Here is a 25,783-nt window from a genome sequence, read left to right as displayed (position 1 = left end):
ACAAAACAGCAAAGGAGGTCAGTCATGTCTATTATAGAAGTAAGCAACCTACATAAAGATTTTATGATTGCCAAACGAGAAACGGGCCTACTTGGTGCTTTAAGAAGCATTGTCAAACGTGAGTTTATTAAAAAAGAAGCGGTAAAGGATATTAGTTTTTCCATCAATGAAGGTGAGATGGTAGGGTATATCGGTCCTAATGGTGCTGGGAAGTCAACTACCATTAAGATGCTAACGGGAATTCTTGTTCCTACTTCAGGGAGTGTCCAAGTAAATGGGATTGTTCCGTATGAAGATCGCCAAAGGAACGCCAAAAATATTGGAGTTGTATTTGGGCAGCGAACTCAACTTTGGTGGGATCTACCCACAATCGAATCATTTGAACTCCTAAAAGAAATTTACCAAGTAAAGGATAAGCGATATAAAGAAAACATGGATACATTTAAGGAGATATTAGGGCTAGATGAATTTCTAAATACACCGGTTAGACAGCTTTCCCTAGGGCAAAGGATGAGAGCAGACATCGCCGCTTCTCTTCTTCATGATCCACCTATTCTATTCTTAGATGAACCGACCATTGGCTTAGATGTAGTTGCAAAGGAAAAGATGAGGGTATTCATCCAGGAAATCAATAAGCTGCGCAAAGTAACAGTCATTTTAACCACACATGATATGGAAGACATTGAAAAGCTTTGCAAGCGGATGGTTTTAATTGACCATGGGCAAAAAGTGTATGACGGAGACATATCAACGGTAAAAGATCGGTTTGGAAAATACCGTACGCTTATTGTCGATTTAGAAGATAATAAGAATGGCTTACATTTAAAAGATGCTGAGATAAAAGAAGAGGAAGGAAACCGATTCCTAATTAAGTTCAATCGGAAAGAAACTTCTGCTTCAGAATTAATTAATCAAATTACGAAGACTCATAGCATTAAGGACTTAACTGTTGAAGAACCAGAGATCGAAAGCATTATTAGCAGGATCTATCAAGAGGGCTTTGAAGAAAAAACAAAAGAGAAGGTTCAAATATAGAGGTTAATCCAGGGACATGATCAAACATGGTACCTGGATTTTTTAATTGAATTGATTATAACTAACGGTTTGTTTTATAATTGGAAAAATATAGTTGATAGAGGAGGGGGATTATGCCTTTAAAGAAAGTTGAACAATTCCTAAAAAATAAAGGATTAGATACCAAACCAATCGTATTTGAGACGAAAATGGAAACTGCCCAGGAAGCCGCAGATCTACTGGAGGTGTCGGTTGGTCAAATTGCCAAATCATTGCTTTTTCGCTCAGAAGATAAGTTTGGGCTATTTGTTGTTGCAGGAGATGTAAAAGTAAAGGAGAGAGTGATTAAGCATCACCTTGGAAAAAAGCCCAAAATGGCCAGTGCTGAACAAGTTATAGAAAAAACGGGATTTGTACCAGGAGCGGTGTGCCCGTTTGCTTTAGAAAAGGATATTCCTATTTTTATAGATGTGTCTTTAAAGCGTTATGAAACATTTTATACAGCTGGTGGCATTGCTGAATCACTTGTGGAAATTAGCTTTGAAGACTTGTGTATGATTACAAATGGCGAGGTCGTGGAAACGGCATAATAATAGGGCTGCTTACTAAACAGCCCTACCAGTTCCCTATTTATAAGAACAATAATCCAATTGAAATGACGACACCGCTTACAAGTAAGGCAAATACACAGTAACCCATAATGTCCTTTGCCTTTAGTCCAGCAATTGCTAAGGCTGGGAGTGCCCAGAATGGTTGAATCATGTTCGTCCATGCATCTCCCCAAGCTACAGCCATCGCTGTTTTTGGGATGGAAACATCTAAAGCTTTGGCAGCCTCAAGCATAATTGGAGCTTGAACAGCCCATTGTCCCCCACCAGATGGTACAAAGAAGTTAACAATCCCTGCACTAATGAACGTGAAGAATGGGAATGTAAATTCATTGGAAATGGATACGAATGCTTCAGACATTACTACTGCAAGTCCTGAAGCGGTCATCATTCCCATAATCCCTGCATAAAACGGGAATTGAATAATGATTCCACTTGCACCTTTAACAGCATTCATTACCGACTCAAGGAATCTCTTTGGAGTTCCATGGAATAGAATCCCTAAGAATAAAAATAAAAAGTTAACAATATCTAAATTTAATTTAAAGCCATTACTTGAAAAATAATAGAAAAGGAATGCTAGGCCAAGAATTCCAGTTAACAGAGAAACGATTCGGCTATTTTCCAAACGATCAGCCGGAGTCATTGCAGCTTTCTCAAGTGTAGCAGCCTGCACGTCATCGTTCAAAAGCGCTGGATCAACCGTAACGGTTTCTTCTTTAGATGGCATCATCAATCTATTTACAATCGGTAATAATACAATAAGTGCTAATACAATAAAAATGTTAAAGGTTGCAAAAATGGTTTGATCAGTTGAAATAATTCCAATTAGATCCTGTGAAAAGTGCCCTTCTGTTGCAATCGTAAGTGGAATGGAACCTGAAAAACCGCCATGCCAAATAATAAATCCGGTGTAAGCGCTTGCAATTAGTAGACGATAATCGACGGTCTCCACTTTTTTAGCTAATTCCTTCGCAAACAATGCTCCGATAACAAGACCAAATCCCCAGTTAATCCAACTTGCAACTAGTGAGACTAACGTTACAATAATGATGGCTTGCCCCGGTGATTTTGCTAGTCCAGCTAGTGCACCTAACCCCTTTTTAAAAATGGCACTGCTAGCTAGGACGTACCCAGTTACAAGTACTAACACCATTTGCATGGAGAAAGTTAATAAACTCCAGAACCCTGTTCCCCAATGCTGAACCATCTGATACGGGCTGCTATCTGTAAAAATAAGACCCAATCCAAACACAACAAAAGTTAGAATAATAACAAATAAGAATGGATCGGGAAGATAGCGCTGCATTACTCTGTTAAAAAATGAAACTAAAACCTTCATAATATCTCCTCCTTTGTCCTTTTGACTTATACATATTTCTACAAAAATATGAATATTCCTTTTACTCTGAGAAATTAGTAAAGCTAAATATAAGGAATATGGCACCCGACTCTGAGGTGATGAATACGATAAATAGTCAGTTGCCTATAGAGGAGGAAGAACTATGTACCCCGTTTACCCCTATTATGGATATAAAAAAGAAACAAAACAGGTCCCTATTGCCTTTCCACCACAGCATCAAAATGTCCATCCTGGTTATGAATACGTCATGAATCCGAGGCCAATATCTGAGGACCCTACTTATAAAGGATCTGGGGAACTGAGAGGAAAAGTGGCCGTAATTACCGGAGGAGATAGTGGGATTGGTAGATCCATATCCTATTATTTTGTTAAAGAGGGAGCAAAAGTGGTGATTGTCTACCTGAATGAGCATAAGGATGCAAAGGAAACCGCCGAAAGAATTAGGGAGCTTGGCGGGCAATGTATATTAATTGCAGCCGATTTAAAAGAAGAGAAGAATTCGGATTATGTAATTCAGCAAACCCTTAAGGCTTTTGGGAAGATTGATATTTTAGTGAACAACCATGCAGTTCAGTATGTTCAAAAGAGTATTCTGGATATTACAAAAGAACAACTTGAAGAGACCTTTCAAACAAATATATTTTCCTTTTTCTTTTTGACAAAGGCGGCCCTCCCCTACCTACAGGAAGGGAGCTCCATTATAAATACAGCTTCCATTACTGCATACGAGGGTAATAAAAAGTTAATTGATTACTCGGCGACAAAGGGCGCTATTGTTACCTTTACAAGATCCCTTTCTCAATCTTTAGTCGATAAAGGAATTCGGGTAAATGCGGTAGCCCCTGGTCCTATATGGACACCACTTATTCCATCAAGCTTTTCAGCCAAACAAGTCATGAAATTCGGAACAGACACTCCGATGAAACGAGCAGGTCAGCCATTTGAATTGGCTCCTACCTACGTCTACTTGGCCTCAGATGAATCACGATATGTTACAGGTCAAGTACTGCATGTAAATGGTGGAACCATGGTTAGTTCGTAATATAAAAACAAGCATACCTATTGCGTATGCTTGTTTTATATGATCTTTCTAAATCGATTAAATAGAATCATAATAAATAAGATATGTGTTGCAAGTGAAACAGTGGTATAAAGCCAAAACTCCCCTGTTGAGCCATTCATTAAGTTCATAAAGGCAGCAACGGTCCAGAATGGTGGCAACACTCCCCCCAAGTACTTTAAGGGACCTTCAACAAAAACATAAATAAATGGCACCAACAGAAGAATACTCGCCAATTTTGAAACAGCTAAGCCTTCTACCTTATTTTTTGCAAAACCTGCCACAAGTAGTGAAACTAAAGGTGCTTTTAGAGCAAGTAGAATGAGAATAGGAATGAACGAAAATTCGATCACATACGAGTATCCAGCAATCATCAAGCTCACAATAGATAGAACCATGTTAATAAGGATAGGAGCTCCTAGACGATAAATCAAATATCCTTCTTTTGTGAGTGGAGTCACCGAAACAAAGGATAGAATTTGCTCATCTTGTTCATCAAGAATGATAAATGCAGCAAACAGTCCTTGCATAACGGGAACCACTAGTAAAAGGATGATAATAAATAAATCTGAGTAGGCGGACAGATTAACCGAGAAACGACCCTCAACAAATGAACTTATAACAGGCAAGGCAAAACGAAATAATAGAGAGAGCATAATCGGTGCAAGTATGGACACAACAAGCATAAAATCTCGAAAAACATACTTTAAATCAAACATGGTTAAAGTAATAATTTTTTTCATCCGATTAGCCTCCTATCTTTAAGATGATATATTTATAAAAAGCTTGATGCGCTAGTTTATATGTGATGAAGATGGTTATGGCAAACATGGCCAACACATAACCCCATTCTGCAAAAGACAACGGGTTGAAAACGCCATCCATCAGTAGTAACCCTGCTTTTCCTGGGATGAAATATAGCAACCAAGAATCCCAAATAGTCAGAACCTCTAAAATAGGTAAGAAAAAAATTGTGACGAATAAAGGAGATAACAATAAATATTGATTGATGGAGTTTACTCGAACGGCGAAAATTAACCCTAGTAAGCTTGCAAAAATGGAATTTAACGTTACTCCAATAACCAAATATACAAGTTTAAAAGTAAAGCCAAAAGAACATACAAAGATGATGAAACTCGATGCTAAAGAGATGACCGCAAGTGAGATCACCTTAGACCAAATAAACTCCGCAACCTTTACCGGTGTAACAAAAATATGATGGTAGATTCCTTGATCTTTTTCTAAAAGTACAATTCCTCCAATGAAAAAAGCGCCAAGAAAAGAGCAGTCCGAGAACAGTAAAAACATCGCCATTTTCTCTTTGGTAGGAGAAGGGATGAAGTACAGCAATAATACATACAAAGCGCTGACAATTAAATAAACATAATAGAGGTAGTGCCGAAACTGAAACATGATATCAGCTTTTATACTAGAAACGAGTCTCATGTTAAACTCCTTCCTGTCACCTTTATGAAGATATCCTCTAATGATGCTTCTTGTGTATGAATGGTTACAATACGATCTTCCTGAAGAGCCTGAGAAAACTCCTGACTATCCTTTAATTTTGATAGAGGGAAATCCTTCATGAAAGTTGTCTCATTTTCCCCTTTAAATTCAACCCAGACAGATTTCTTTCCATTTTGTAACTTAAGATTTTTAGGAGAATCAATTAAACGAATATTTCCATCGACAACAAAGGCTACTCGATCACATATTTCTTCGGCCAAAGACATGTTGTGAGTGGTAATAATGATGGTTTTCCCTTCCCTTTTTAAAGCAGAGATCCTTTCTCTTAAGATCTTTGAATTTACAGGATCAAGGCCTGATGTAGGTTCATCTAGAAATAAAATTTCAGGTTTGTTTAATAGTGATCGACAGAAGTTCAATCTCATTTTCATTCCTTTCGAAAAAGCGGAAACCTTTGTATCGGCCTCCTTTTCTAACCCCACTTGTGCTAAAAGTTCCTTTGGGTTTGTGGTGTCAACCGAATAAAGTCGTTCAAAGTGTCGAAGATTTTCAAGTGCAGAGAACTTGCTATAAAAATTAGGAAATTCAAACGCAACCCCAATTCTCTCGTAATAATTGCTATTCATCTCCCTAATTTCCTGGTCCATTACTCTTACTGAGCCTTGATATCCTTTCAGCAAGCCTATTAGTATTTTTTGAGTTGTACTTTTTCCAGCTCCAGACGGGCCAAGGAATCCAAAAATTTCTCCTTTATGAATTTGGAAACTCATGTCCTCAATAACGGGTTGTTTTTTTCCAGGATACGAATATTCAAGATTTTTCACTTCAATCATGTTTATCATCCTTAAAAATTTGATTGGATATGGCCTTTGCTAGAAAGACAATCGTACCGTCGTAATCTCGCTCTCCGATTTCCTTTTTATGAAGGGACATAAGAAAGAACGCTCTGATTGCACCACTAATTATTTGCTCTTGCCCCTTCCCAATTCCAAGACCATGTAATAAGGGAAGCAGTAAATCGTTGTCTCCTTTGATATGTGTTTCCACGATTTCCTTTGGTAACTTACGAACAACGAATTCCAATTCCCCTTCAAAATATAGTCGACGAATTAACACATGCTCTGAGATAAGTTCAAGTCCTTTTAATAAGAACTGGGTGAAGTCATCAGCTGTCATGGGAATTGAAATATGTTTAAGTAATTCCTTTTTAATAGATTCCTCTTCATTTTCAAGGATTCGGAAATAAAGCTCCTCCTTAGATTGGAAAAATAAATAAAAGGATCCTTGGGCTATTCCAACTGCCTCCGTTAAATCCTTAATACTTGTTTTCTTTAATCCGAGAGTCGAAAATAGGTCCCTCCCCTTTTGGATTAAACCTTGATAAATGGTTTGTTTTTCTTGTTCTGTAAACCCTCTCATTCGGTTACCACCTTGCCTTTGTGAACATATGAATAATTTTATTTTTTATTCATAAACAGAATAACAGAATTCTAGTAAAATGGAAAATAAAAGAAATAGAGAGTTTTCGACATCATTCGCGGTATTCTTTACACAACTTTTAAAGTTAATCATTGGATATAATAATCCTAACCTTTTACAATAGAGCTATTAGCGATTTTGAGGAGCGTGTTTGTTTGAAGGATTTAGACCTATTAGTCAATTTATTTGAGGAGAAACGAAATCCTGAACTAGCGATTCCAATGAAGAGTTATATGAGGGACCACTTTCCTTTCCTAGGAATTAGAACTCCAGAAAGAAAAGAGCTATTAAAAAAGTTTTATGCGGATAGTGGAATTTTGAAAAAACCTTTTCAACCTGATCTAATATTGGAATTATGGGAAAAAGAAGAGCGAGAATATCAGTATGCAGCATTGGATTATTTAGAGCGATTTGTGAAAAAGCTAGAAAAAGAGCATCTATCTCTAATGGAGAAGCTTATTACAACGAAGTCGTGGTGGGACACGGTAGATATGTTAGCTCAAAAGCCAGTTGGCTATATCGCTTCTAAATATCCGGAAGTGATCCCGAAAGTCATAGAAGGTTGGGCATACGGTGATCATCTTTGGTTAAGAAGAACCGCGATATTATTTCAGCTGAAATATAAAGAACGGACGGATGAACAACTCCTATATAGGTATATAAAGCAAAATAGTGATGATAAAGAATTTTTTATTCAAAAAGCGATCGGATGGGCTTTAAGAGAGTATTCAAAGACGAATAAGGAATCTGTAAAACAATTTATACATAGTACCACCCTTTCCAATCTTAGCATTCGGGAAGGTAGCAAATACTTAGACTAGAACAAACAATAATGAAAAGTTGAAGGTGGATATCATGATTAAATGTATAGCGATAGATATGGACGGGACATTAATGAGTTCAGCACAAGAATTAACGAAAGAGAATATAGAAGCCATTAAAAAAGCACAAGCCCAAGGGGTTGAAGTGGTTATTGCTACGGGGCGCTCACATGAAGAAGCAGGTTATGTTTTAGAAGAAGCAGGAATCCAGTGCCCTTTTATTTTGGTGAACGGAGCAGAAGTAAGGTCTTCAACCGGTGAGATTTTGATTACTAATCCACTTAATAAAGATACAGCAAAGAAGATTGAGCAAATTCTTGTTGAGAATGGATTATACGAACAAATGTATACGAATAAAGGAGTCCACACAACAGATAAAGACAAGGGAATCGCTACTTTTGTTGATATTGCTATGAGTGCAAACCCTGAGGTTGACCGTGATGTTGTAGAAGAAGAAGTCATTAATACATTCGGAAAGTTCCTGCAAGAGGTGGAAAGTTACCAATTCATCTATGAAGATCATGAAATAGAAGTTTATAAACAGTTAGCTTTTTCTTTCGATATTCGTTTACTGGCTCAAGTAAGTGAGTCTCTTAAGAAAATGGATGGACTTGCGATTAGCTCTTCAGGGCATGAGAACATAGAAATCACAAGTGCTTATGCACAAAAAGGAATTGCTCTTGAAAAGTTTGTGGCGGAGAGAGGAATATCTTTAGAAGAAACCATGGCAATCGGAGATAACTACAACGATATCTCCATGTTTGAACGCGTTGGACGAGCGGTTGCAATGGGCAATGCTGACGATACCATTAAAAGCTACTGCCAGTTCGTAACGGCTTCTAATAACGAAAGCGGTGTAGCTAAGGCTATTTTAGAGGCTTTAAACATGAATAAATAATGTTTGATTGGAGGCAAATATGAAAAAATGGATAAGTCTTTTGCTTATTCTTTTGGTTGGATGTTCATCAAATAATGGTGATAGAAACGAACAGATAGATTACCAAGAAGTTACCGCTCCTCAAGCAGTGGAAGTGATAGCGGAGAACCTACAGATTCCTTGGTCAATAATTAAATGGAATGACACTTTTTTCATTAGTGAGAGAACGGGAAGCATTGTTAGAATAGACAGTCAAACGGTAAGGCAGAAGGTACATTTAGAAAAACCTTTGTCTACCGCAGCTGAGGCAGGTCTTCTAGGGTTTGTGTTATCACCTGATTTTGAACAATCCGATAAGGCGTTTGCCTATTATACGTACGAAGATAGTGGGAATCAACTCAATCGAATTGTGACATTAAAGCTGGAAGATAATGAGTGGACCGAGCAGGAAATCCTTATCGATCGAATTCCAAGTGGTCAATACCATCATGGAGGACGTCTAAAAATTGGACCTGACGGTAAGCTTTATGCCACAACAGGCGATGCTACCGAACCAGAAATAGCTCAAGATTTAAGTTCACTTGGAGGAAAGATTTTAAGATTAAATTTAGATGGGACCATCCCAGATGATAATCCGTTTCCGAATTCCTATATATACAGTTATGGACATCGTAATCCCCAAGGTCTTACTTGGAGTCCTGATGGGACTATGTATGCTAGTGAACATGGCCAATCCGCACACGATGAGATCAACCTTATAAAAGCAGGACAGAACTACGGCTGGCCAAAGATTCAGGGGGACCAGCATTTTGAGGGAATGGTAACTCCCCTCTTTCATTCTGATAGTGATATGACATGGGCACCTTCTGGAATGGCCTTTCATCAAGATAAGCTATACGTTGCCACCTTACGAGGAAATGCGGTGCGCGAATTTAATTTGAAGACTAGTGAGTCTCGGGAAGTCGTAACAGGACTAGGAAGAATTCGGGACGTCTTAATCATTGATGATAGTTTGTACTTTGTCAGCAATAACACAGACGGACGAGGAAATCCTGACGAAAGTGACGACAAGCTTTATAAAATAGAATTGCCAATCAAATAATGAAAAGGGCATTATCAAATGGTAATGCCCTTTTAGACGCGGAGAAAATTTTTAAAATAGTTTGTAAGAAATGAACGTTTGAATCGTCTATTCTATTGTAAGAGAAAATTGAGAGTAGGGAGAGTATGGAAGATCAGCATAGGTGGAACTTATTAGAGTTCTGTTTAAACAAATATTACGACGAAATTCTAAATTACATGAACCTTCGATTACATAACAAAGAAGATGCAAGGGATCTAACACAAGAGACATTTTTGCTCATTACCAAACATATCGAATCTTATCAGCAGCTATCTTCATTAAGAACCTGGTGTTTTACGATTGCCAAGAATGTGTTGGTTGATCATTATCGAAAAAGAGGTCGGATTAAACAGTTGTTTTTAAAAGTAGTAGGAGCTTCATCATTAAAAAAGGAAACCAATCATTTTGAAGAGTATAGTCATTTCAGATTTCTCCTACAGGAATTATCTGCGGAAGAACAAGATTTAATTATTTTAAAGCATTACTTTGGTTTTACCTATAAAGAGATTGCTGAAATCAGTAAACTGTCCGAATCAAATGTTGGGGTAAAGCTAAGTCGTGCTATATCAAAAATTAATGAGTTAGAAAAAAGGGGTGAAAGCGATGAGTTCCATATTCAAGGACTACACGCCTTTAAAAACAAGTGAGGAAGAGAAAAATGCGATGTTACAGAAAATGAGAGTGGTAGATAAGAAATGGTTACAGAAGAAGAGATTCACTAAATGGTATTACAATGCTGCGATTATGGCTTCGATCCTCTTAATCTTATTTATTTCTGATTTAATCATGAATAAGGAACAGCCATTAACGGGCTCTACAACCGCTAGTCAAAGCAGTGCTTCTCCTGCAGAGATTAGTCATATAGAAAAAATGGCAGCACAATATTTAGAAATGGCCTACAATATTGAACTTAATACTATTGAACAAAAAATATATGAAACGGGATTAGACTTTTATGATGGAAATCCATATAAAGCATTGATGACCGAGGCAGGCTATGAGGATACGTTCCCTGCTCAACCGATGTCCATCTTAAGGGATGCTTTACTTCTACAAAGTAATTTCTCCATTCAAAACGTGTCCTTCCAGCACCGCTCTTACGATGACGGCTATGAGTTTTTTGTATTTAATGGGAAATTGAAGATAAAAAATTCAGAGCACATAAAAGAACACGATCTTTCAGGAAAGATTGCTTTTAAACAAGTAGACGATGAATGGAAGATTGTATATGTTGGTACGGAATACCCAATAATTCAATTTCCAACACGCTACCGTAAGTTAGCCACTACAGACCTAGAGTATAAAGAAAAACTGACAAGCACTACCTTCTTCAAAGAGAATCATGAATATATTGGAGTGGAAGGTTTGTGGGGAATATCGAATTACACAGACCTCGACAAAGGGATGGAGGAAACATTCTCACTCATTCTTCATAAAGATCTAATAAAAGAAGACTTTAGTGAAGTTTTTTTACAATTAACACATATTGAAGGTTTCAACTATGATGAAATACCGTTCAGGTTTTTATATGTGAATCAAGGAGATAGTGATGGTGATCTGCTAGAGTTGGATATTAAGGGTGAATTTCCGCGGAGTGGATTCTACGATTTGACGCTATATGTAGATGGACAACCAATTGGGATTGTTAAATATAAAGTAAAGTAGATTGTATGATGAAAAAAGTAAGGCTGTTATAGAGAACGGCCTTACTTTTTTGGTGCTATGCCGTGCATGATAAAATTTACCGTTTTTTCAATCTCCACTTGGTCATCCCAATCTAGTTCCGGAAATAACAGATTCCTTCCAATTAAGTAACCAAAGATACTGGAGGCCACTAGCCTTATAACCGTATAAGGTGGTAGATCAATAATTTGTCCCTTTTCTTGATAATGGGTAATGACCTTTAGAAACCGCTCAACTACCTTTGAAGCAATATGTTCCTTGAATTGTGCTTTTAGTTCTGGTTGGAAAGGTATTTCTTGAATAAGAATTCTAAAAAGAGTCAAGTTCTTGTTTAGGAACTTCATGCGGTTTTCAATCATTGCTTGTAAAAAATCTTCAAATCGTTCAAAGTCCTGGTTCAACACTTTATCTAGGTCTTTAATAACAAAAGGCGCAATAAGTTTTGCCATTGCAGGAGCAGCAATAGAAAGGAGTAAATCCTTTTTTGTTTTATAGTGTCTAAATATCGTTCCCTCAGCTACTCCTGCCTTTTTGGCAATTTCACTTGTAGAAGTAGAGGCATAGCCTTTTTCCGCAAATGACTCGATTGCAGCCTGAATAATTTGCTTTTGCTTTTCGGTTAAGCCATCTGCATTATTGAATAATTCATCTATTAGTTCCTTATCTGACATGGTGAACTCCTTTTATAATACTTTTACCGTTTCTTAAGGCTGTTTTCGCATAGATTGTTGCTATTCGTATATGGTCTCCCACACGGATTCTATGCTGCTTCGTGGCATCTTTTCTTCCCAAAATTAAGAAACCTACACTATAATCCGTTTAGAAGCAGTTAAAAGTACTTAAATAGCAACAAAGTTTACGAAAAGAGCCTTTCTTAAAAAGATAACTTATAGTGATTATTGTAATGGATTTCTGCCAGAAGGTGAAATGAATTAAGAAATAGCTTAAACTTTACGATATTTTCTTAATGCAAGGATATTTAATAACATAAATAGAACAGAGAAGCCAGCTAGTGCTAATAGATTGGTGTAAATTTCTTCCCATCCATAGCCTCTTACCATGACATCGCGAAGAGCATCGGCCGCATAATATAAAGGAGTTATGACCCCAATCCAATTTAACCAATCTGAAATCGTTTCTAGATTAAACAGTCCTGAAAAGAAGATCTGCGGAACAATGACAAGTGGGATGAATTGAATCATTTGCAGCTCATTGTTAGCAAATGCTGAAAGCAATATCCCTAATGTTAAGGCTGTTAATGAGAGAAATAACGTAATGAGAAGAACGTATATGAACGCACCCTCCATGAGCATGTTTAACACATAAATGGCATATGCTGCGATAATGGTTGCTTGAAGCATGGTGAAGATTCCAAAGCCAAGTACATACCCGATCACGATTTCCCATTTTCGAAGAGGGCTTGAAAGTAACCTCTCCAATGTACCAGTTGTTCGTTCCCTTAAAAATGAGACACCCGCAATTAGGAATACAAAGAAAAACACGAAGAAGCCTAATAAAACAGGGCCAAAGTAATCAAACTGTCCCATATCGTTTGATCCGTGCAAATACTCGATTTCTAGCTCATGATGTGCTTGAGTTGGTTGTAATGATTTAAAGGCATTTTGAATCCATCTCATCGTTGCACCGTTGACAGTTGGGTCACTTCCCTCCAACACAACAGAGAAAGAATTTTGGTCAAAAACGATATAACCATCTAAGCCTTTATCAGATAAGTCCATTTTGGCAATTTCTTTATCCTCATAATTTGTAATCGTCGCATTCTCTAAATCCATTTTTTCTTGAATTTGATCAGGGATATAAACGAATCCGACTTTTGGGATATAATCATTGCCATTAAAAACTAAGTGAAGCATCGTTAAAACTAGGATAGGTGCTAGTATTAATAATGCCATCGTTCTTTTATCGCGAATAATTTGTCTTAAAATCCTTATGATAAGAGCTGAAATTCTCATGTTCAAGCACCTCCGTACACTAAAAATGCTTGTTCAATAGTGGTGGAATCTGTACGTTCTTTTAACTCCTCAGGTGTGCCAACTGCAATTAAATGACCGTCGCGAATCATTCCAAGTCGATCACATTTATCCGCTTCATCCATAACGTGAGTAGTCACTATGATCGTCGTTCCTTTTTCCTTTAACCTGTAAAACGCTTCCCATATACTCTTTCTTAAAACTGGATCAATCCCTACAGTTGGTTCATCTAATATTAATAGCCTTGGTTCATGAAGAAGAGCAATGGCCAACGATAATCGCCTCTTCATCCCACCAGAATAATTAGAAACAAGCTTATTCATATGTTCATTTAATTGAACCACTTCCATAGCCTCTTCCATTCGTTGCTTTTGCTTCTTTCCTTTAAGTCCGTATAGAGATGCAAAAAATTGAAGATTTTCTTTTGCTGTCAATTCCCCATATAAAGCATCTGATTGAGCCATATAACCAATTTTCTCAATCAATTTTAAAGAAGGCATTCTTTCTTGAAACAACAGATTTTCTCCTTCGGTCGGAATATCCAAACCAACCAATTGCTTAACGAGTGTCGTTTTGCCAGCTCCTGAAGGCCCAAGAAGACCAAAAATTTCCCCTTCCCAAATGTCCAATGAAATATCTTTTAGGACTTGCTGCTTTCCAAAAGCTTTTGATACTTGATTAATTGAAACAATAGTATTCACTTAATTCACCCCATTCTATAAAAGTGAGTAATCACTCACAAATAATTTAAAACAGAAACTGAAATTTGTAAAGTGAGTAATCACTCACTATTGGTAAAAAGTTTTCGACACAAAAAAATCCTCCACGAGGGAGGATCTTCTAAATAGCTATATTTTTAGCATGGTTCTTACAATCGGAGTTAAGCCACTAACAATAAACTCTACGGCAATAACCATTACAATTAACCCCATTAAACGCATAAGAATATTATTTCCAGTCTCACCGAGTAAATCGTAGATTCTAGTTGAGTTCAATAGAATAAGATAGGTAGCAAAACAAACGAGAAAAATGACTCCAATTAGTATCCCTTTCAGAGCAATGTCATTGGCAGTGTCCATCATTAAAATAGCATTTGTTATCGCTCCTGGACCACAGATCATGGGAATAGCAAGAGGAGTAATCGAAATATCATTTGTATAACTCTTTACTTCTTTTTCTGTGATTTTTGTTTTGACTAAACGTGCTTGAAGCATGTCTTGTCCCATTAGAAAGAAGATGACACCACCAACTACTTTTAAACTATCAATGGTAATTCCAAAAAATTTAAAGATAAGTTGTCCAGTTATAGCAAACAAAACAAGGGTAATAAATGAAACCATAGTAGCCTTTCGGGCCGTTCTCTTTTTCATATCTTTATCTAATTCAGATGTCATCGTTAAATAGATCGGCATAACACCGAGAGGATTAATTAGTGTGAAAAAAGAAGTAATAGCAAGTAGGGTAAAAGCTAGATATTCGTTCATAATGTCCTCCGTCAAATAAGGCAATATGAATAGTATAACAGGGAAAGAGAGGGTGGAGGGGAAAAATTAAAGAGGCTCAAGTATAGAGCCCCTATTGTCCTATAAAAACTCAATTTTTAGTGAATTTACCTGTGAAACTAGTAGCTCTTCATATTGTTTTTGTGCTAAATAGTATATTTCTTGTTCGTTTACATCTGGGTTTTCTTCTTTCACCTTAGCAATTAGATCCTGTTGGACCTTTTGTGATAGCACGATTAGCTCGTATTGTTTGGCTTGTTTATCCCAGAATTTCTGTTCACCATATTCTTTTATTAATGTCGTTGCTACTTCAAACTCACCATATTGGTTACGAACCTTTGTAATTTCCTCTTCAATTTCGCTTTCGGTTGCTTTATGCCCTTTTTCTTCGCCTAACAAGGCCATGGATCTTAAACGAATGATTTGCGTGAGGAGCTGATTCTTATCTTGAACTAGCTTTTCTTGAGCATCCCAATAGGCTAATGCATCATCTAATGCTTCCCCTTTATAGGTTTCCTTATCTTTCTCGCGACTGATCTCAATGTGTAGCTTATTGATGAAAGAGTAAAACTCTAAATCTTCTTCAGTAATCCATTGACCGTTAATGGTAGCGACTCCATCGGATTTCTTCACTTCATACTGAATGACTTTTTCAATGGTTTTACCATCTTGTTCAACAGTAAAAACAATCTCCCATTTTCCAGCCATTGGAATCGCTAGCTCTCCAACATACATACCTTTTTCACTTTCTGTTAAAGATACATCATAGCTTCCGTGATCCATATCCGTCATAGAGAAATTTGCAGCGATTGTTAATCCTTCTACTGGTTTTCCCTTGTCAGTAATTTTAATCTCAAATTTAGATTCTTTATCTTTTACATAAAATAAATCTTTTGTAATCTCTACATTTAAGTCACTTTGACTGCTACAAGCTCCTAAAAGAAACACCAGCAATAGAATCATCAGTATCTTTTTCATTTTTCAGCCTCTCCTAAGTGTTGAGTTTTTAAGAATTCCCCAACTGTATATTTGGTTATTTTTCCGTTATCAATAAAGGCAACATGGGTACAAAGCTGTCTAATTTCATCTAGGTGATGGGAAGAGAGTAAAATGGTTTTGTTTTTTAAAGCTTTTAAAGCTAAGAGAATCTCTTGGCGTCCCATCGGATCAAGGCCACTAGTTGGCTCATCAAGAACTAAGATGGCAGAATCCTGATAGAGGGTAACAGCAAGACCAAGGCGCTGAAGCATCCCTTTAGAGTAGCTGTTTATTGATTTGTTTCGTTCTTCCCATAGATTTACCGATTTCAGGATAGATTCGATCCGGTCATAATCAAGTTGGTTGTGTACAGCCTTAGCGAAAAACACCATATTCTCTAGTCCGGTTAACAAAGGATAAAGCATAAACTTTTCAGGTAAGTAGGCAATTTCATTGGAAAGCCGTTTTCTTTTACGTGTTACTTCTATTCCATTAATGAAAATCTGTCCCTGTTTAAAAGGAAGAATTCCTAGTAGGCTATTAATAAACGTTGATTTCCCTGCGCCATTCCTTCCGACTAGTGCGCAAATCTCATTTGTATCAATTTGTAGGTTTACACCGTCTAAAACCACTTTTTTACCAAAACCTTGTTGTAATTGTTGAACATCAATCATTCGGAGCCCTCCTTACGGTGAAAAATGATGGCGAATAATAAAGAACTACCGAACCAAAATACAAGATTGCTAACTAAGAAGACAACAGGCTTCATCCACATAAAGGATTGGAGTAGCTTTGACATATGTCCAAATGAGAACACCCCAATAGCTGACTCCAAATTCAAACGAGCCGTTTGCAAAGGATTTATAAAATAAGCTGAGGAAAACAGCTTAACGTTTTCATAGGTAACATCCGATAGATAGGATAATAGTATAAAATCATGTAAAAAGAAAAAGTAAAACCAGATGGTGATCGAGAAGCCAACAATCTGCATTCTAGAGCGGCTAATACTACCAACCATGACTCCAATTTGGGTAAAAACCAATATTATGCATAGAAGTGATAGTAAGAAAGCGAGATAGCTTTTAAAATCAATTGAAAAGTAGAACTTTGCCGGTACTAGATAGATAAAAAACCATACTAGAATAGGTGAAACAGTCACGCTGTGTATCGCTAGGCTCTTTTTAAAAAGGAAGCTCACAAAGCTGTCCCTTCGAGTTAGGAGCATAATGAGTGTTTTATGTTCTTTTTCCTGGAAAATTGAAAAGGCTCCAAGAAACAAGCAGAGAATCGGGATAAAATAGATTAATGCATCAAATAAGTTTAGGAGAAGGACATAAAAACCTTGCTCAAAAGATAGGGTAGAAGACTTTAACAGGATCCCTATGGAAATGATGATTATGATACTAAACGATAACCATAGTCCTTTTGATTTTAAGTTTTCTTTCCATTCCTTCCAAATGTAATACATAGCTGATGTCTCCCTTTTAATAGGATGGTTACAATTACGCCTATTCCTAAGAGTAAAAGCCAAATCCAATTTGTTGATCGTTCCTTATCTCCAACAACCGGATATGAATCTTCAACCATCACTTTTTCTTTGTGGAAAAGTTTGTTCATCTTTTCATAAACGGCGATAGCCGGACTTTTCAAAAATAAATAGGTTAATTCTTGGTCTTCAATAAGTTGATATAAGGAAGATTGATAAGTCAAAGGACTGTCCCCTATTCCATCCTCATCTAGGTCAAGGAGTGGAAACGATTTTCCCCAATCATTCCCCTTTTGATCTAGACTCCAACTGTTTTTTCCCTGTCCACCTAAAGTAACGGCTGGGATCTTATTTTCATCTATTTTGTTTAAGGTGAAGATTTGTTCATTAGAGCTAGCCCATAATTCAATGCCTATATGATTTTGTACAATCGTGTTACTCTTAATCAAATTATTAGTGGATTGATCAATGTACAATCCTCTTTGATTTAAAAAGAATGTATTATTTTCAATGGTTGTATCATTAGATGATAAAAGTAAAAGTCCAAAGGAGCGATGTCCATAGTTAAAAATAAATTGGTTGTTTGTTAGTTTAATGCCGTTTGAGTGCATAATCGCTGCGCCACCCGTATTAAATGTAAAGGTATTTCCGACAAAATGATTTTTGTCCGAATACATATAATGCAAGGCGTATCGAGTCTGGCTAATGTTGTTATTTGAGATAATGTTATGATTAGCGTAATCAAGGAACATTCCATCACGTGTTCCCTCAATCCGGTTATTTTCAAGAGTATTATGATTGGAATAATAGATATGAAGGCCATTTCCTTGGTTAGCAATTTCTCCTTTTCCAAGCCCTTTCACATCTACATTTCGAATGGTATTTTCATGAGATTGGCTTAAGTAAATTCCATGAAAAAAATCACGTAAGATTACATTTTCAATCGTGCTCTTATTTTCATATACCTTAATAGCTGCGTATTCTTCTGAAGAATTACGGTCCAAACTGCTATTCATGACCGTAAGATTTTTTACCGTCACACCGGGAGCTTTAATAGAGATGACATTACCGGTTCCATCTCCTCTAATAACCGTTTTACGGTTACCAATTATATGGATGGTTTTATCAATCACGATATTCCCTTCATAAGTTCCATTATCAAGATTTAAAACTGCGCCTTCCTCTTTGGAATCTATGAGTGCTTGCAAATTGTTCGATGCTAAAGAAAGTTCCGGAAGAGAGAAGATCATGAACAATGTGATGAAGAGAAAGAGCAACAGTTTTTTCATTTTCGTCGATCCTTCCATAAAGGAATTAAAAGTAATAAGAATGCGGCTAGAACCATGTATGATCCGAATCCAAGATAGCTATTTGTTATAAAGTTAGCTAATGTGTTTTCGCCTAACATCGGTGGTACAAAAGGCTCAATTTCAATCGGAGCAGTAGGATCCAGGTTGGTTCCGAAATCCTTCAACCACCTGTTTAAATCCCAAACCCCTAGTAATCCTCCGACAGCGAATAGGCCAATGACACCGTATAGAAGTGATTTTCTTCTTAAAATAGCAGTGATTAATACCATAAGTGCTAAACCACTGATGACATATGGGAGAAACGTTAGTTCAGGAAAGTTCTCTTCACTGAACCCTTTCATTCCAATATAGTGGTTTAAACCATTCACGATTTCAATTTCACCCTCGAGCTTATTAGGGTACACAATAATATCTAATCCCTCAGGGTACTGCGGTGCGATGAAATTCATTGCCCACCAAGGAAAGAAAATAGATCCTGCTATGAGCAAAGATGCTAAAACAAGTAGTGCAGAGGAAATGAAGGATAGACGTTTAATTTCTTTCATTGTCATCATCCTTTCAAACAAGGGAGGGGCATCAAGGAAAACTTTGATGCCCTTCACTCATTAATTTTTTGGTTTTACTAAGAAATAGCCAGTCATTTCTTGGTGTAATGCTGAACAGAAATTTGTACAGTATAGCGGGAATGTTCCTGCTTTATCAGCGGTGAATTCTACTGTATTTGTCTGTCCTGGTTGGACCTCAATATTTAAGTCATAGCCGTTAATCGCAAATCCGTGTGTGATATCCTGGTCAAAGTCGATGTTTGTTAGGTGGATAATGACTTTATCTCCTTCATTTACTTCAATCACATCAGGACGTTTAGCTTTTGCATCAAAGATAAATTTCGATCTCATCGCAATACCATATACATGTACTTCATTTCCTTTACGTTCAATCCTTGTATCTTCTTGGTTGTACGTGGCGTATGGATTCTTTTCATCTTTCGGATAAACGGAAATCGTCTTAATTTTGTCTGCTTTAATCATTTGTGCATAGTGTGGTTCTGGGTTAACAGGTGCTGATTGAATGACTTCCATCTTTTCACCGGTTAGGTCAATTAGCTGCATGGACTCAGGGTGAGAAGGTCCTACAGATAGATAACTGTCTTTTGCGATTTTATTCAGTGCAACAATGTATTTCCCGTCTGGTGCAACAGTATCCCCTTCAGCAGCAACAGAGTGACCTGGTGAATACTGAACTGGTACACGGTCTAAAGTTTCTCCTGTTGTTGGATCCCATTTCACAATTTCAGAAGAAATGAACATCGTTGTATAAGCCATGCCTTTGTCATCAAATTGAGTATGAAGTGGTCCTAATGCATTTTCTGGGTTTACTTCTCTTTCCATAACGGAGTCATAATTGATAATCGGAATTCCATTTCTTTCTCCAGCAAAATCTTCAGCTTCAATCGCTGCAAATGCTTTTTCAAAAGAGAACACAGTCATAGCTGGTGCAAGTTTACCTGATGCAATGAAGTGCTCACCGTCTGGAGTTACGTCAACTCCGTGTGGTGATTTTGCTACAGGTACTAAGTAAATACCACCTTTGTGCTTTTCAGGGAAAATCATTTTTTGCCCCGTGACTTCATCATAGTTTCCGTCTGCGATCATCTTTTCAAGCTCTTTCCAATTGAAAAGGACGATATAATCACGATCTGCTTGAGATGCGTTAATTTCAAGGTTTGTTGTTGCTTCTTCCGTATTGTAAGTTGTCATTACAGCCCAATCCGCTGACATCTTTTTCCCTGCATCTGATAAGTCATAAGACCAAGGTGGTAAAGCAACTTGATAAGCAATATTTAACTTTTCTTCTTCTTCATTGAATGTTACAGCTGACATAACTCCACGATATTTCTCGCTATAGTTATCTAGCTCTGCATACTCACTTCCAATCGGAACTGCGAAACGAGTTGGCAAGAACATATACTCTGTATTTTCTGTTACGAATGCAGCACAGTGTGGACCGCTTGTGTTAGGAACCTCAATAATGTCACGTACTGTAAACGTTTCCAAATTCATGACTGCAGCACGGCTGTTTCCTACGTCTGTCGCAAACATGTACTTCCCGTCATAGTCACCATCTGTTTCAGAGAAAGCCGGATGGTGTAAATCTCCCCAAGTATACCCTCCAAGTAATTCTTTCGTATGATTATCCCAACCGTAACCAGTAGCTGAATCTTGTGAGAAGACTGGTACCGTACGAATATGTCTCATAGAAGGTACACCGTAAATAAACATCTGTCCTGAATGTCCACCTGAAGCGAATAGATAGTACTCATCTTTTTCTCCAAATGGTACATATACTTTTTCAGCATTCGTTTTGTTAGCTTCATTAGATGCTTCGCTTTTAGGGCCTGTAGTGAAATCTGCAAAGAATACTGTTGCTGCCATAAAACCAGCGATTAATCCTGACGTAGCAGGTAACCATTTTTTCATAAGCTATGAACACCGCCTTTTTATTTAGGTTGTTTGCGCATGGATTGTTGCTATTCGTATTGTTCTTTCAAATAGAAACAAAGTTTACGAAAAGAGCCTTTATTAATGAGATTGTGAAGCTTCCTCTAATAATTTTACAAGTCCAGTTATTTCTTCATCAGTTAATGGGTTTCCGCTAATTACACCTGACATAACAGCAGAAGTTGGTTCTTTTAGGAATTGATCAAGTGGTTTACCGTGCTTCCCTTCAACATTGTTAAACGATTGTGTTAAATCAGGTCCTGTTACCCCCCCAGATAGATTTAATCCGGAAACTGAGTGACAACCTAGACAACCTTTTGCTTGAAGTAGATTTTCCTCCGTGGCTACGGTAGTCGCTTCTTCTTTATTGTGATCGGAAGCTGGTTGAGACGTTGATTCTTTGTCTGCAACGACTTCTGTTTTATTACTGTCATCGGCCGCAACAACATCAAATACTAGGTATCCAACTCCGAGTCCGATGAGAGCACTGATGATAAAACTAATAACGGGTTTCTTCACATTGTTCCCCCCTTGTAAAGGATAGTTAAAAACGTTTTTACAGTCTTAATCCTAATATCAAAAATGGAAATTCATTGTGATGTATTGCACACGAAAGGTGAGATATTGTGACAGGTTTGTGAAGTAACTGTGGTAAATATCCCCTTTTGGGTCCGTATGTGGAAAAACTGTGAACTAAATCACTTTTTAGAAAAAACGGGTTCGTTAGAATGAAACTATAAATAAATTTAAGGGGTGGAAACATGCATCTATCCGAATCGTTTATGGAACATTCTTCAAATCCTCACATTGATGAATTTCTCGGAAAAATCGAGATTTTCAAAGGATTACCTAAGCAATCTGTACAGTTAATTGATAAAAGAATCATTAAGAAGGCGTTTAAAAAAGGAGAAAAGGTTATTTCCGAATTTGATGCAGCCCAAGGCGTTTTCTTCGTTCACTCTGGAATAGTGAAGTTAACGAAACAGGATGAGCAAGGAAACGAAATTATTGTTTGTATAAAGAAAAAAGGGGAAGTTTTTGCAGAGGCTTGCTTGTTCAATGAAGAAAAAAAGAATTACCCTGCCACAGCGACGATGTTACAGGAGGGAGAAATATTTTTTCTAAACACAGATGATCTAGAGCAGGAGCTCATGTATTCACCAGAGCTTGCAATCGGGATTATACGCTATATGAGCGAGTCGCTAAGAGATATGACTTCTATATTAAGAGATATCGCTTTGTTGGATGTATACACAAAAACCATTAAGACCCTAGAAAGATTAGCGGAGAGATTTGGAGCAAACCGTTGTAATAAAGTGCATATTGAGCTTCCTATCACGGTCCAAGAGTTTGCTACATTAGTCGGAACCTCTAGAGAGAGCGTTAGCAGAGTGTTTTCGAAGCTAAAAAAAGATGGGCTGATTGAGATCAAAGATAAGAATATTATCATTACAGACTGGTGCAGGTTTTGTAAAAAGCTTTAGAACAGAATCTATTGGGGTTCTGTTTTTTTATTGGAGGGTTAAGGGATTCTATTTTGGTGGTAGTGAGAAAAGAGGCTCTAAGATTGGAAAGAAATGGTCAATCCCGTTTGCATCTTGAGAGGTTTTCAAAACGAAGGATATACTTTTTCTACAATAAAAGTACTTATTCAAGTATAATGTTAGGTGGACACAGATAAGCTCCTAAAAATGAGTATATCTTGTCCAAATGAACAATGCTACTAATAGTTCTCTATCATTTTTGTATAAATCGAGGTGTGAACATATGCCAGATTTTCGAGCAAGTGTCATTATTCAAAAACCCATTGAGGATGTCTTTAACTTTGCATCCAATGCAGATAACACCCAAGATATCATGCCGTACGTTATTAAACGTGAGAAAGTAACAGACGGACCACTTCGTAAAGGAAGCAAATTTATTGAAACGAGAGTAGTTCGGAGAAAAAAGGTTACATCTGAAATTGAGCTTACCGAGTACGAACCCTATACTACTTTTACAACAAAAAGTGACTCAAATGGAGTTGTGGTTGAGTATCAGTATAAGTTCTATACGATTGAAGAAGGAACACAGGTAGAATTTGATGCCAATATTCATCTTAGTGGTGGTCTAGGCTTCTTAACAAAATTTATGCTAGTGAAAATTATTAAAAAAGAAGATGGGGATCAGTTGAAGAACCTAAAAAGGTTGATGGAAACTGAGGAGCAAAAGAGTGTTGAAAAAGAGTCCAATTAAAAAATGGACTCTTTTTGCTTAATTATTAAATTTATACGTCCAAAAACGTTCGTTGTTAATCCAAGCGACAATTTGTGGGTCGTTGTTCTTCCACTTCTCTTCCATACCCTTTACCATAAGCTGTGTTTGGGATGTATGTGCTTTAATCGTCGCAATTTTTTGATGTGCAACAGCACTTACATCGTGCAAGATATCTGGCTGGCCGAGATCATCTATACAATTATTTGAAAAGGCTACGCAGTGGAGCTTTGGTCTATCTTTGCTAGGTAGTTTCCCAACGGCTCTTACGACAGCAGCACCAGTAGCTTCATGATCAGGATGGACAGAATAACCTGGGTAAAATGTAATTACTAAAGAAGGATTCAATTCTTGTAAGAGAGAGCTCATATGATTAGTCAGAATATCATCATCTACAAACTCTATCGTTTTGTCTCGGTACCCAAGCATTCTTAAATCTGTTATTCCTAACATATTAGCAGCGTTCTTCAGCTCTTTTTTACGAATCTCAGGTAGTGTTTCACGGTTTGCAAAAGGAGGATTCCCCATGTTTCGTCCCATTTCTCCTAATGTTAAACATGCATACGTAACAGGTGTTCCATTATTGATATGTGTAGCAATGGTTCCAGAAACACCAAAAGCTTCATCATCAGGATGTGGAAACACAACTAATACTTGTCGCTCTTTTTCCATTGGTTAAACTCCTTTCATACTACTAAAGCAAATTTACAGTTACGGAATAATCTTATTTAAACGGGGTTGTACTTATTTGCATGGCTACTGCAAGCTTTCCCTCAAAGTCATGACCGGCTAATAATAAACGCCCAAGATCATCTACTTCAAAATGAGTAATTCCTTCTGCGTAAACCCAGCCAATATCCATTTTTAGGCCGATGCGAAAAGGGCCAATACCAGTTATTTTCCCGTATTCATATTGGATTAGTGCGTTTCGAATATAGGCACCAGAGGAGAAAAATGACTCATCTTTATGTGATGCGTAAGCTCCATTAGTGGTTTCAAGATGTAAATAAACATCTTGATTGGCAAAACGATCAAGCTCTTTTTGAACCTTTTGAACAACGACCGGATCCAAATAAAACGCCCTCCTTTTAGGCAAGTGTAATGATATATTTAAATGGCAATTATTTTAAAAAGATATATTTATCTTACTAAAATAGCCGGTAAAAAGCGAAATAGTTAGCTCAGATTTTGTAATTTAAGTACCTGAGATTAACTCTCTATGTTGATTTGTGGAAACGGCTGTATATCATTACATTAAAGTATCCGTTTTTGAACACGGCTACTATGTTTAAAATTTTTTACGAGCATTAGTTAATAAAATTAAAAAGCAGAGCCCATACGAGGCTCTGCTCCCACATATCTAATTAAACTGTTTCTTTCACACCAAAAGTTCGATAAGCACCATGCATTGTTGGACCAACATACTCATTCAGCTTGAAGCCATGGCGAATTGCAGCAGTAATAAACTCCTTCGCAACAGAAACAGCTTCAAAAACGGTACTTCCTTTTGCTAATTCAGCTGTAATGGCAGAAGAATACGTGCAACCTGCCCCATGAATATAGGTAGTGTTAATTTTCTCACTTTCAAATAGCTTGAACTCCACCCCATCAAATAATAGGTCCACAGCTTTTTCATGGTTTAATTTGCTGCCACCTTTAATTAAAACGTTCTTTGCTCCAAGTTCATGAATTTTTGCAGCTGCTTCTTTCATCTCATCGATGGTTGTAATAGCGCCTGTTTGGGCAAGCTGTGATGCCTCAAAAAGGTTTGGAGTTACGACTAACGCTCGCGGCACGAGAACCTCACGAAGTGCATCCGCTGTTTCAGGGTGAAGCACTTCATCCTCTCCTTTACAAATCATGACTGGATCAATAACGACTTTATCCAATCCATGTTCATCAATGGTTTTTGCCGAAAGTTCAATAATCTCAACAGATCCTAACATTCCTGTTTTCATCGCATCGATTCCAACAGATAAAATCGTTTCTAACTGTGCTTCCAACGTTTCAATCGCCTGTGGAAACACGTTGTGGTGCCAATGATTTTTAGGATCCATTGTAACAATAGTAGTTAGGGCCGTCATTCCGTATACCCCTAGTTCTTGAAAGGTTTTAAGGTCTGCTTGAATCCCTGCTCCTCCACTTGTATCTGATCCAGCAATCGTTAACACTTTTTTCATTGTCATAAGTAATCTTCCTTTCTATGGTGTTTCATACTTACTATGTTAGTAGAAATCACCATTTACCGCTAGTTTTTTTAACAGTAATTG

Annotated in this window: 29 protein-coding genes; 10 read left to right on the top strand and 19 right to left on the bottom strand. The window is 37.2% G+C overall.

Annotated features, from left to right (window positions below; genetic code table 11):
- Window positions 1–24: 24 nt before the first annotated feature.
- Window positions 25–1,035: an ABC transporter ATP-binding protein gene (locus tag ACFYKX_RS15240; protein WP_389361919.1), complete on the top strand. Its 1,011-nt coding sequence runs from the start codon at window positions 25–27 to the stop codon at window positions 1,033–1,035.
- A gap of 113 nt (window positions 1,036–1,148) precedes the next feature.
- Window positions 1,149–1,604, top strand: coding sequence for a YbaK/EbsC family protein (locus tag ACFYKX_RS15235; protein ID WP_389361918.1), 456 nt, complete (start codon window positions 1,149–1,151; stop codon window positions 1,602–1,604).
- Window positions 1,605–1,644: 40 nt separating this feature from the next.
- Here ACFYKX_RS15235 and ACFYKX_RS15230 read toward each other — a convergent pair whose 3' ends face one another.
- On the bottom strand, window positions 1,645–2,964 hold the full coding sequence (locus ACFYKX_RS15230) for a short-chain fatty acid transporter (RefSeq protein ID WP_389361917.1): 1,320 nt from the start codon (window positions 2,962–2,964) through the stop codon (window positions 1,645–1,647).
- Between the two features lie 163 nt (window positions 2,965–3,127).
- Between ACFYKX_RS15230 and ACFYKX_RS15225 the strand changes: the two genes are divergently transcribed.
- Window positions 3,128–4,027: an SDR family oxidoreductase gene (locus ACFYKX_RS15225; protein ID WP_389361916.1), complete on the top strand. Its 900-nt coding sequence runs from the start codon at window positions 3,128–3,130 to the stop codon at window positions 4,025–4,027.
- Between the two features lie 35 nt (window positions 4,028–4,062).
- Here ACFYKX_RS15225 and ACFYKX_RS15220 read toward each other — a convergent pair whose 3' ends face one another.
- Genes ACFYKX_RS15220 through ACFYKX_RS15205 form a run of 4 tightly spaced genes read right to left on the bottom strand, consistent with a single transcriptional unit; the run spans window position 4,063 to window position 6,931 of the window.
- Window positions 4,063–4,788 carry a hypothetical protein gene (locus ACFYKX_RS15220; RefSeq protein WP_389361915.1) on the bottom strand — a complete coding sequence of 242 codons (726 nt, stop codon included), beginning with the start codon at window positions 4,786–4,788 and terminating at the stop codon, window positions 4,063–4,065.
- A 4-nt stretch (window positions 4,789–4,792) separates the two neighbouring features.
- Entirely contained in the window at window positions 4,793–5,491 is a 699-nt protein-coding gene (locus ACFYKX_RS15215) for a fluoroquinolone export ABC transporter permease subunit (RefSeq protein WP_389361914.1), read from the bottom strand.
- On the bottom strand, window positions 5,488–6,345 hold the full coding sequence (locus ACFYKX_RS15210) for an ABC transporter ATP-binding protein (RefSeq protein ID WP_389361913.1): 858 nt from the start codon (window positions 6,343–6,345) through the stop codon (window positions 5,488–5,490). The genes ACFYKX_RS15215 and ACFYKX_RS15210 overlap by 4 nt, the downstream gene beginning before the upstream one ends.
- The gene (locus tag ACFYKX_RS15205; RefSeq protein WP_389361912.1) at window positions 6,338–6,931 is read right to left on the bottom strand and encodes a TetR/AcrR family transcriptional regulator; all 594 of its coding nucleotides are present in this window, start codon (window positions 6,929–6,931) and stop codon (window positions 6,338–6,340) included. Before ACFYKX_RS15205 ends, ACFYKX_RS15210 begins: the two co-directional genes overlap by 8 nt.
- Before the next feature lie 215 nt (window positions 6,932–7,146).
- On the opposite strand from ACFYKX_RS15205, the gene ACFYKX_RS15200 reads away from it, so the two are divergent.
- The 5 genes from ACFYKX_RS15200 to ACFYKX_RS15180 all read left to right on the top strand — a co-directional run bounded on the left by ACFYKX_RS15200 (window position 7,147) and on the right by ACFYKX_RS15180 (window position 11,477).
- Window positions 7,147–7,812 (top strand): DNA alkylation repair protein, encoded by a 666-nt coding sequence (locus ACFYKX_RS15200; RefSeq protein ID WP_389361911.1) that lies wholly within the window; start codon window positions 7,147–7,149, stop codon window positions 7,810–7,812.
- 34 nt (window positions 7,813–7,846) lie between these two features.
- Complete coding sequence (locus tag ACFYKX_RS15195) at window positions 7,847–8,710, top strand: Cof-type HAD-IIB family hydrolase (protein WP_389361910.1); 864 nt, start codon at window positions 7,847–7,849, stop codon at window positions 8,708–8,710.
- 19 nt (window positions 8,711–8,729) lie between these two features.
- Window positions 8,730–9,791 carry a PQQ-dependent sugar dehydrogenase gene (locus ACFYKX_RS15190; protein ID WP_389361909.1) on the top strand — a complete coding sequence of 354 codons (1,062 nt, stop codon included), beginning with the start codon at window positions 8,730–8,732 and terminating at the stop codon, window positions 9,789–9,791.
- Between the two features lie 125 nt (window positions 9,792–9,916).
- Window positions 9,917–10,459 (top strand): RNA polymerase sigma factor, encoded by a 543-nt coding sequence (locus tag ACFYKX_RS15185; RefSeq protein ID WP_389361908.1) that lies wholly within the window; start codon window positions 9,917–9,919, stop codon window positions 10,457–10,459.
- Complete coding sequence (locus ACFYKX_RS15180) at window positions 10,416–11,477, top strand: hypothetical protein (protein WP_389361907.1); 1,062 nt, start codon at window positions 10,416–10,418, stop codon at window positions 11,475–11,477. The genes ACFYKX_RS15185 and ACFYKX_RS15180 overlap by 44 nt, the downstream gene beginning before the upstream one ends.
- 41 nt (window positions 11,478–11,518) lie before the next feature.
- Here the strand turns inward: ACFYKX_RS15180 and ACFYKX_RS15175 are convergent, their stop codons facing one another.
- From ACFYKX_RS15175 to ACFYKX_RS15125, 11 genes are all read right to left on the bottom strand, one after another.
- Complete coding sequence (locus ACFYKX_RS15175) at window positions 11,519–12,166, bottom strand: TetR/AcrR family transcriptional regulator (protein ID WP_389361906.1); 648 nt, start codon at window positions 12,164–12,166, stop codon at window positions 11,519–11,521.
- Between the two features lie 273 nt (window positions 12,167–12,439).
- The gene (locus tag ACFYKX_RS15170; RefSeq protein WP_389361905.1) at window positions 12,440–13,468 is read right to left on the bottom strand and encodes an ABC transporter permease; all 1,029 of its coding nucleotides are present in this window, start codon (window positions 13,466–13,468) and stop codon (window positions 12,440–12,442) included.
- A gap of 2 nt (window positions 13,469–13,470) precedes the next feature.
- A complete protein-coding gene (locus ACFYKX_RS15165) occupies window positions 13,471–14,187 on the bottom strand; it encodes an ABC transporter ATP-binding protein (RefSeq protein ID WP_389361904.1) in 717 nt (238 codons plus the stop codon).
- Window positions 14,188–14,334: 147 nt separating this feature from the next.
- Complete coding sequence (locus tag ACFYKX_RS15160) at window positions 14,335–14,970, bottom strand: MarC family protein (RefSeq protein WP_389361903.1); 636 nt, start codon at window positions 14,968–14,970, stop codon at window positions 14,335–14,337.
- A 99-nt stretch (window positions 14,971–15,069) separates the two neighbouring features.
- Window positions 15,070–15,966 (bottom strand): FixH family protein, encoded by an 897-nt coding sequence (locus ACFYKX_RS15155; protein ID WP_389361902.1) that lies wholly within the window; start codon window positions 15,964–15,966, stop codon window positions 15,070–15,072.
- The gene (locus ACFYKX_RS15150) at window positions 15,963–16,640 is read right to left on the bottom strand and encodes an ABC transporter ATP-binding protein (RefSeq protein WP_389361901.1); all 678 of its coding nucleotides are present in this window, start codon (window positions 16,638–16,640) and stop codon (window positions 15,963–15,965) included. Before ACFYKX_RS15150 ends, ACFYKX_RS15155 begins: the two co-directional genes overlap by 4 nt.
- On the bottom strand, window positions 16,637–17,434 hold the full coding sequence (locus tag ACFYKX_RS15145; RefSeq protein ID WP_389361900.1) for an ABC transporter permease: 798 nt from the start codon (window positions 17,432–17,434) through the stop codon (window positions 16,637–16,639). The genes ACFYKX_RS15150 and ACFYKX_RS15145 overlap by 4 nt, the downstream gene beginning before the upstream one ends.
- Window positions 17,398–18,741, bottom strand: a complete 1,344-nt coding sequence (nosD, locus tag ACFYKX_RS15140; RefSeq protein ID WP_389361899.1) for a nitrous oxide reductase family maturation protein NosD — start codon at window positions 18,739–18,741, stop codon at window positions 17,398–17,400. The genes ACFYKX_RS15145 and nosD overlap by 37 nt, the downstream gene beginning before the upstream one ends.
- Window positions 18,738–19,307, bottom strand: a complete 570-nt coding sequence (locus ACFYKX_RS15135) for a hypothetical protein (protein WP_389361898.1) — start codon at window positions 19,305–19,307, stop codon at window positions 18,738–18,740. The genes nosD and ACFYKX_RS15135 overlap by 4 nt, the downstream gene beginning before the upstream one ends.
- A gap of 60 nt (window positions 19,308–19,367) precedes the next feature.
- Window positions 19,368–21,239: a Sec-dependent nitrous-oxide reductase gene (nosZ, locus tag ACFYKX_RS15130; protein ID WP_389361897.1), complete on the bottom strand. Its 1,872-nt coding sequence runs from the start codon at window positions 21,237–21,239 to the stop codon at window positions 19,368–19,370.
- A 102-nt stretch (window positions 21,240–21,341) separates the two neighbouring features.
- Window positions 21,342–21,779 carry a c-type cytochrome gene (locus tag ACFYKX_RS15125; protein ID WP_389361896.1) on the bottom strand — a complete coding sequence of 146 codons (438 nt, stop codon included), beginning with the start codon at window positions 21,777–21,779 and terminating at the stop codon, window positions 21,342–21,344.
- Between the two features lie 242 nt (window positions 21,780–22,021).
- Between ACFYKX_RS15125 and ACFYKX_RS15120 the strand changes: the two genes are divergently transcribed.
- Both ACFYKX_RS15120 and ACFYKX_RS15115 read left to right on the top strand, forming a co-directional pair.
- On the top strand, window positions 22,022–22,744 hold the full coding sequence (locus tag ACFYKX_RS15120) for a Crp/Fnr family transcriptional regulator (protein WP_389361895.1): 723 nt from the start codon (window positions 22,022–22,024) through the stop codon (window positions 22,742–22,744).
- A 283-nt stretch (window positions 22,745–23,027) separates the two neighbouring features.
- The gene (locus ACFYKX_RS15115; RefSeq protein ID WP_389361894.1) at window positions 23,028–23,495 is read left to right on the top strand and encodes an SRPBCC family protein; all 468 of its coding nucleotides are present in this window, start codon (window positions 23,028–23,030) and stop codon (window positions 23,493–23,495) included.
- Window positions 23,496–23,513: 18 nt separating this feature from the next.
- Here ACFYKX_RS15115 and bshB2 read toward each other — a convergent pair whose 3' ends face one another.
- From bshB2 to pdxK, 3 genes are all read right to left on the bottom strand, one after another.
- On the bottom strand, window positions 23,514–24,185 hold the full coding sequence (gene bshB2, locus ACFYKX_RS15110; RefSeq protein WP_389361893.1) for a bacillithiol biosynthesis deacetylase BshB2: 672 nt from the start codon (window positions 24,183–24,185) through the stop codon (window positions 23,514–23,516).
- A gap of 52 nt (window positions 24,186–24,237) precedes the next feature.
- Window positions 24,238–24,585: a YojF family protein gene (locus tag ACFYKX_RS15105; protein WP_389361892.1), complete on the bottom strand. Its 348-nt coding sequence runs from the start codon at window positions 24,583–24,585 to the stop codon at window positions 24,238–24,240.
- Between the two features lie 292 nt (window positions 24,586–24,877).
- Window positions 24,878–25,699, bottom strand: a complete 822-nt coding sequence (gene pdxK / locus ACFYKX_RS15100) for a pyridoxine/pyridoxal/pyridoxamine kinase (RefSeq protein WP_389361891.1) — start codon at window positions 25,697–25,699, stop codon at window positions 24,878–24,880.
- Window positions 25,700–25,783: the final 84 nt, after the last annotated feature.

The organism is Cytobacillus spartinae, from assembly GCF_042865285.1.
GTDB classification, from domain to species: Bacteria; Bacillota; Bacilli; order Bacillales; family Cytobacillaceae; genus Robertmurraya_A; species Robertmurraya_A spartinae.
Note: the sequence above shows the minus strand (reverse complement) of the source record. Positions and strands in the feature narration are given on the sequence as shown.

Coding starts and splice junctions, on each gene's coding strand:
- nosD (WP_389361899.1), bottom strand. CDS start 18,741: ATGAAAAAACTGTTGCTCTTTCTCTTCATCACATTGTTCATGATCTTC.
- ACFYKX_RS15135 (WP_389361898.1), bottom strand. CDS start 19,307: ATGAAAGAAATTAAACGTCTATCCTTCATTTCCTCTGCACTACTTGTT.
- ACFYKX_RS15235 (WP_389361918.1), top strand. CDS start 1,149: ATGCCTTTAAAGAAAGTTGAACAATTCCTAAAAAATAAAGGATTAGAT.
- ACFYKX_RS15120 (WP_389361895.1), top strand. CDS start 22,022: ATGCATCTATCCGAATCGTTTATGGAACATTCTTCAAATCCTCACATT.
- ACFYKX_RS15155 (WP_389361902.1), bottom strand. CDS start 15,966: ATGAAAAAGATACTGATGATTCTATTGCTGGTGTTTCTTTTAGGAGCT.
- pdxK (WP_389361891.1), bottom strand. CDS start 25,699: ATGACAATGAAAAAAGTGTTAACGATTGCTGGATCAGATACAAGTGGA.
- ACFYKX_RS15190 (WP_389361909.1), top strand. CDS start 8,730: ATGAAAAAATGGATAAGTCTTTTGCTTATTCTTTTGGTTGGATGTTCA.
- bshB2 (WP_389361893.1), bottom strand. CDS start 24,185: ATGGAAAAAGAGCGACAAGTATTAGTTGTGTTTCCACATCCTGATGAT.
- ACFYKX_RS15115 (WP_389361894.1), top strand. CDS start 23,028: ATGCCAGATTTTCGAGCAAGTGTCATTATTCAAAAACCCATTGAGGAT.
- ACFYKX_RS15185 (WP_389361908.1), top strand. CDS start 9,917: ATGGAAGATCAGCATAGGTGGAACTTATTAGAGTTCTGTTTAAACAAA.
- ACFYKX_RS15220 (WP_389361915.1), bottom strand. CDS start 4,788: ATGAAAAAAATTATTACTTTAACCATGTTTGATTTAAAGTATGTTTTT.
- ACFYKX_RS15210 (WP_389361913.1), bottom strand. CDS start 6,345: ATGATTGAAGTGAAAAATCTTGAATATTCGTATCCTGGAAAAAAACAA.
- ACFYKX_RS15225 (WP_389361916.1), top strand. CDS start 3,128: ATGTACCCCGTTTACCCCTATTATGGATATAAAAAAGAAACAAAACAG.
- ACFYKX_RS15195 (WP_389361910.1), top strand. CDS start 7,847: ATGATTAAATGTATAGCGATAGATATGGACGGGACATTAATGAGTTCA.
- ACFYKX_RS15160 (WP_389361903.1), bottom strand. CDS start 14,970: ATGAACGAATATCTAGCTTTTACCCTACTTGCTATTACTTCTTTTTTC.
- ACFYKX_RS15205 (WP_389361912.1), bottom strand. CDS start 6,931: ATGAGAGGGTTTACAGAACAAGAAAAACAAACCATTTATCAAGGTTTA.
- ACFYKX_RS15145 (WP_389361900.1), bottom strand. CDS start 17,434: ATGTATTACATTTGGAAGGAATGGAAAGAAAACTTAAAATCAAAAGGA.
- ACFYKX_RS15215 (WP_389361914.1), bottom strand. CDS start 5,491: ATGAGACTCGTTTCTAGTATAAAAGCTGATATCATGTTTCAGTTTCGG.
- ACFYKX_RS15240 (WP_389361919.1), top strand. CDS start 25: ATGTCTATTATAGAAGTAAGCAACCTACATAAAGATTTTATGATTGCC.
- nosZ (WP_389361897.1), bottom strand. CDS start 21,239: ATGAAAAAATGGTTACCTGCTACGTCAGGATTAATCGCTGGTTTTATG.
- ACFYKX_RS15175 (WP_389361906.1), bottom strand. CDS start 12,166: ATGTCAGATAAGGAACTAATAGATGAATTATTCAATAATGCAGATGGC.
- ACFYKX_RS15170 (WP_389361905.1), bottom strand. CDS start 13,468: ATGAGAATTTCAGCTCTTATCATAAGGATTTTAAGACAAATTATTCGC.
- ACFYKX_RS15180 (WP_389361907.1), top strand. CDS start 10,416: ATGAGTTCCATATTCAAGGACTACACGCCTTTAAAAACAAGTGAGGAA.
- ACFYKX_RS15150 (WP_389361901.1), bottom strand. CDS start 16,640: ATGATTGATGTTCAACAATTACAACAAGGTTTTGGTAAAAAAGTGGTT.
- ACFYKX_RS15230 (WP_389361917.1), bottom strand. CDS start 2,964: ATGAAGGTTTTAGTTTCATTTTTTAACAGAGTAATGCAGCGCTATCTT.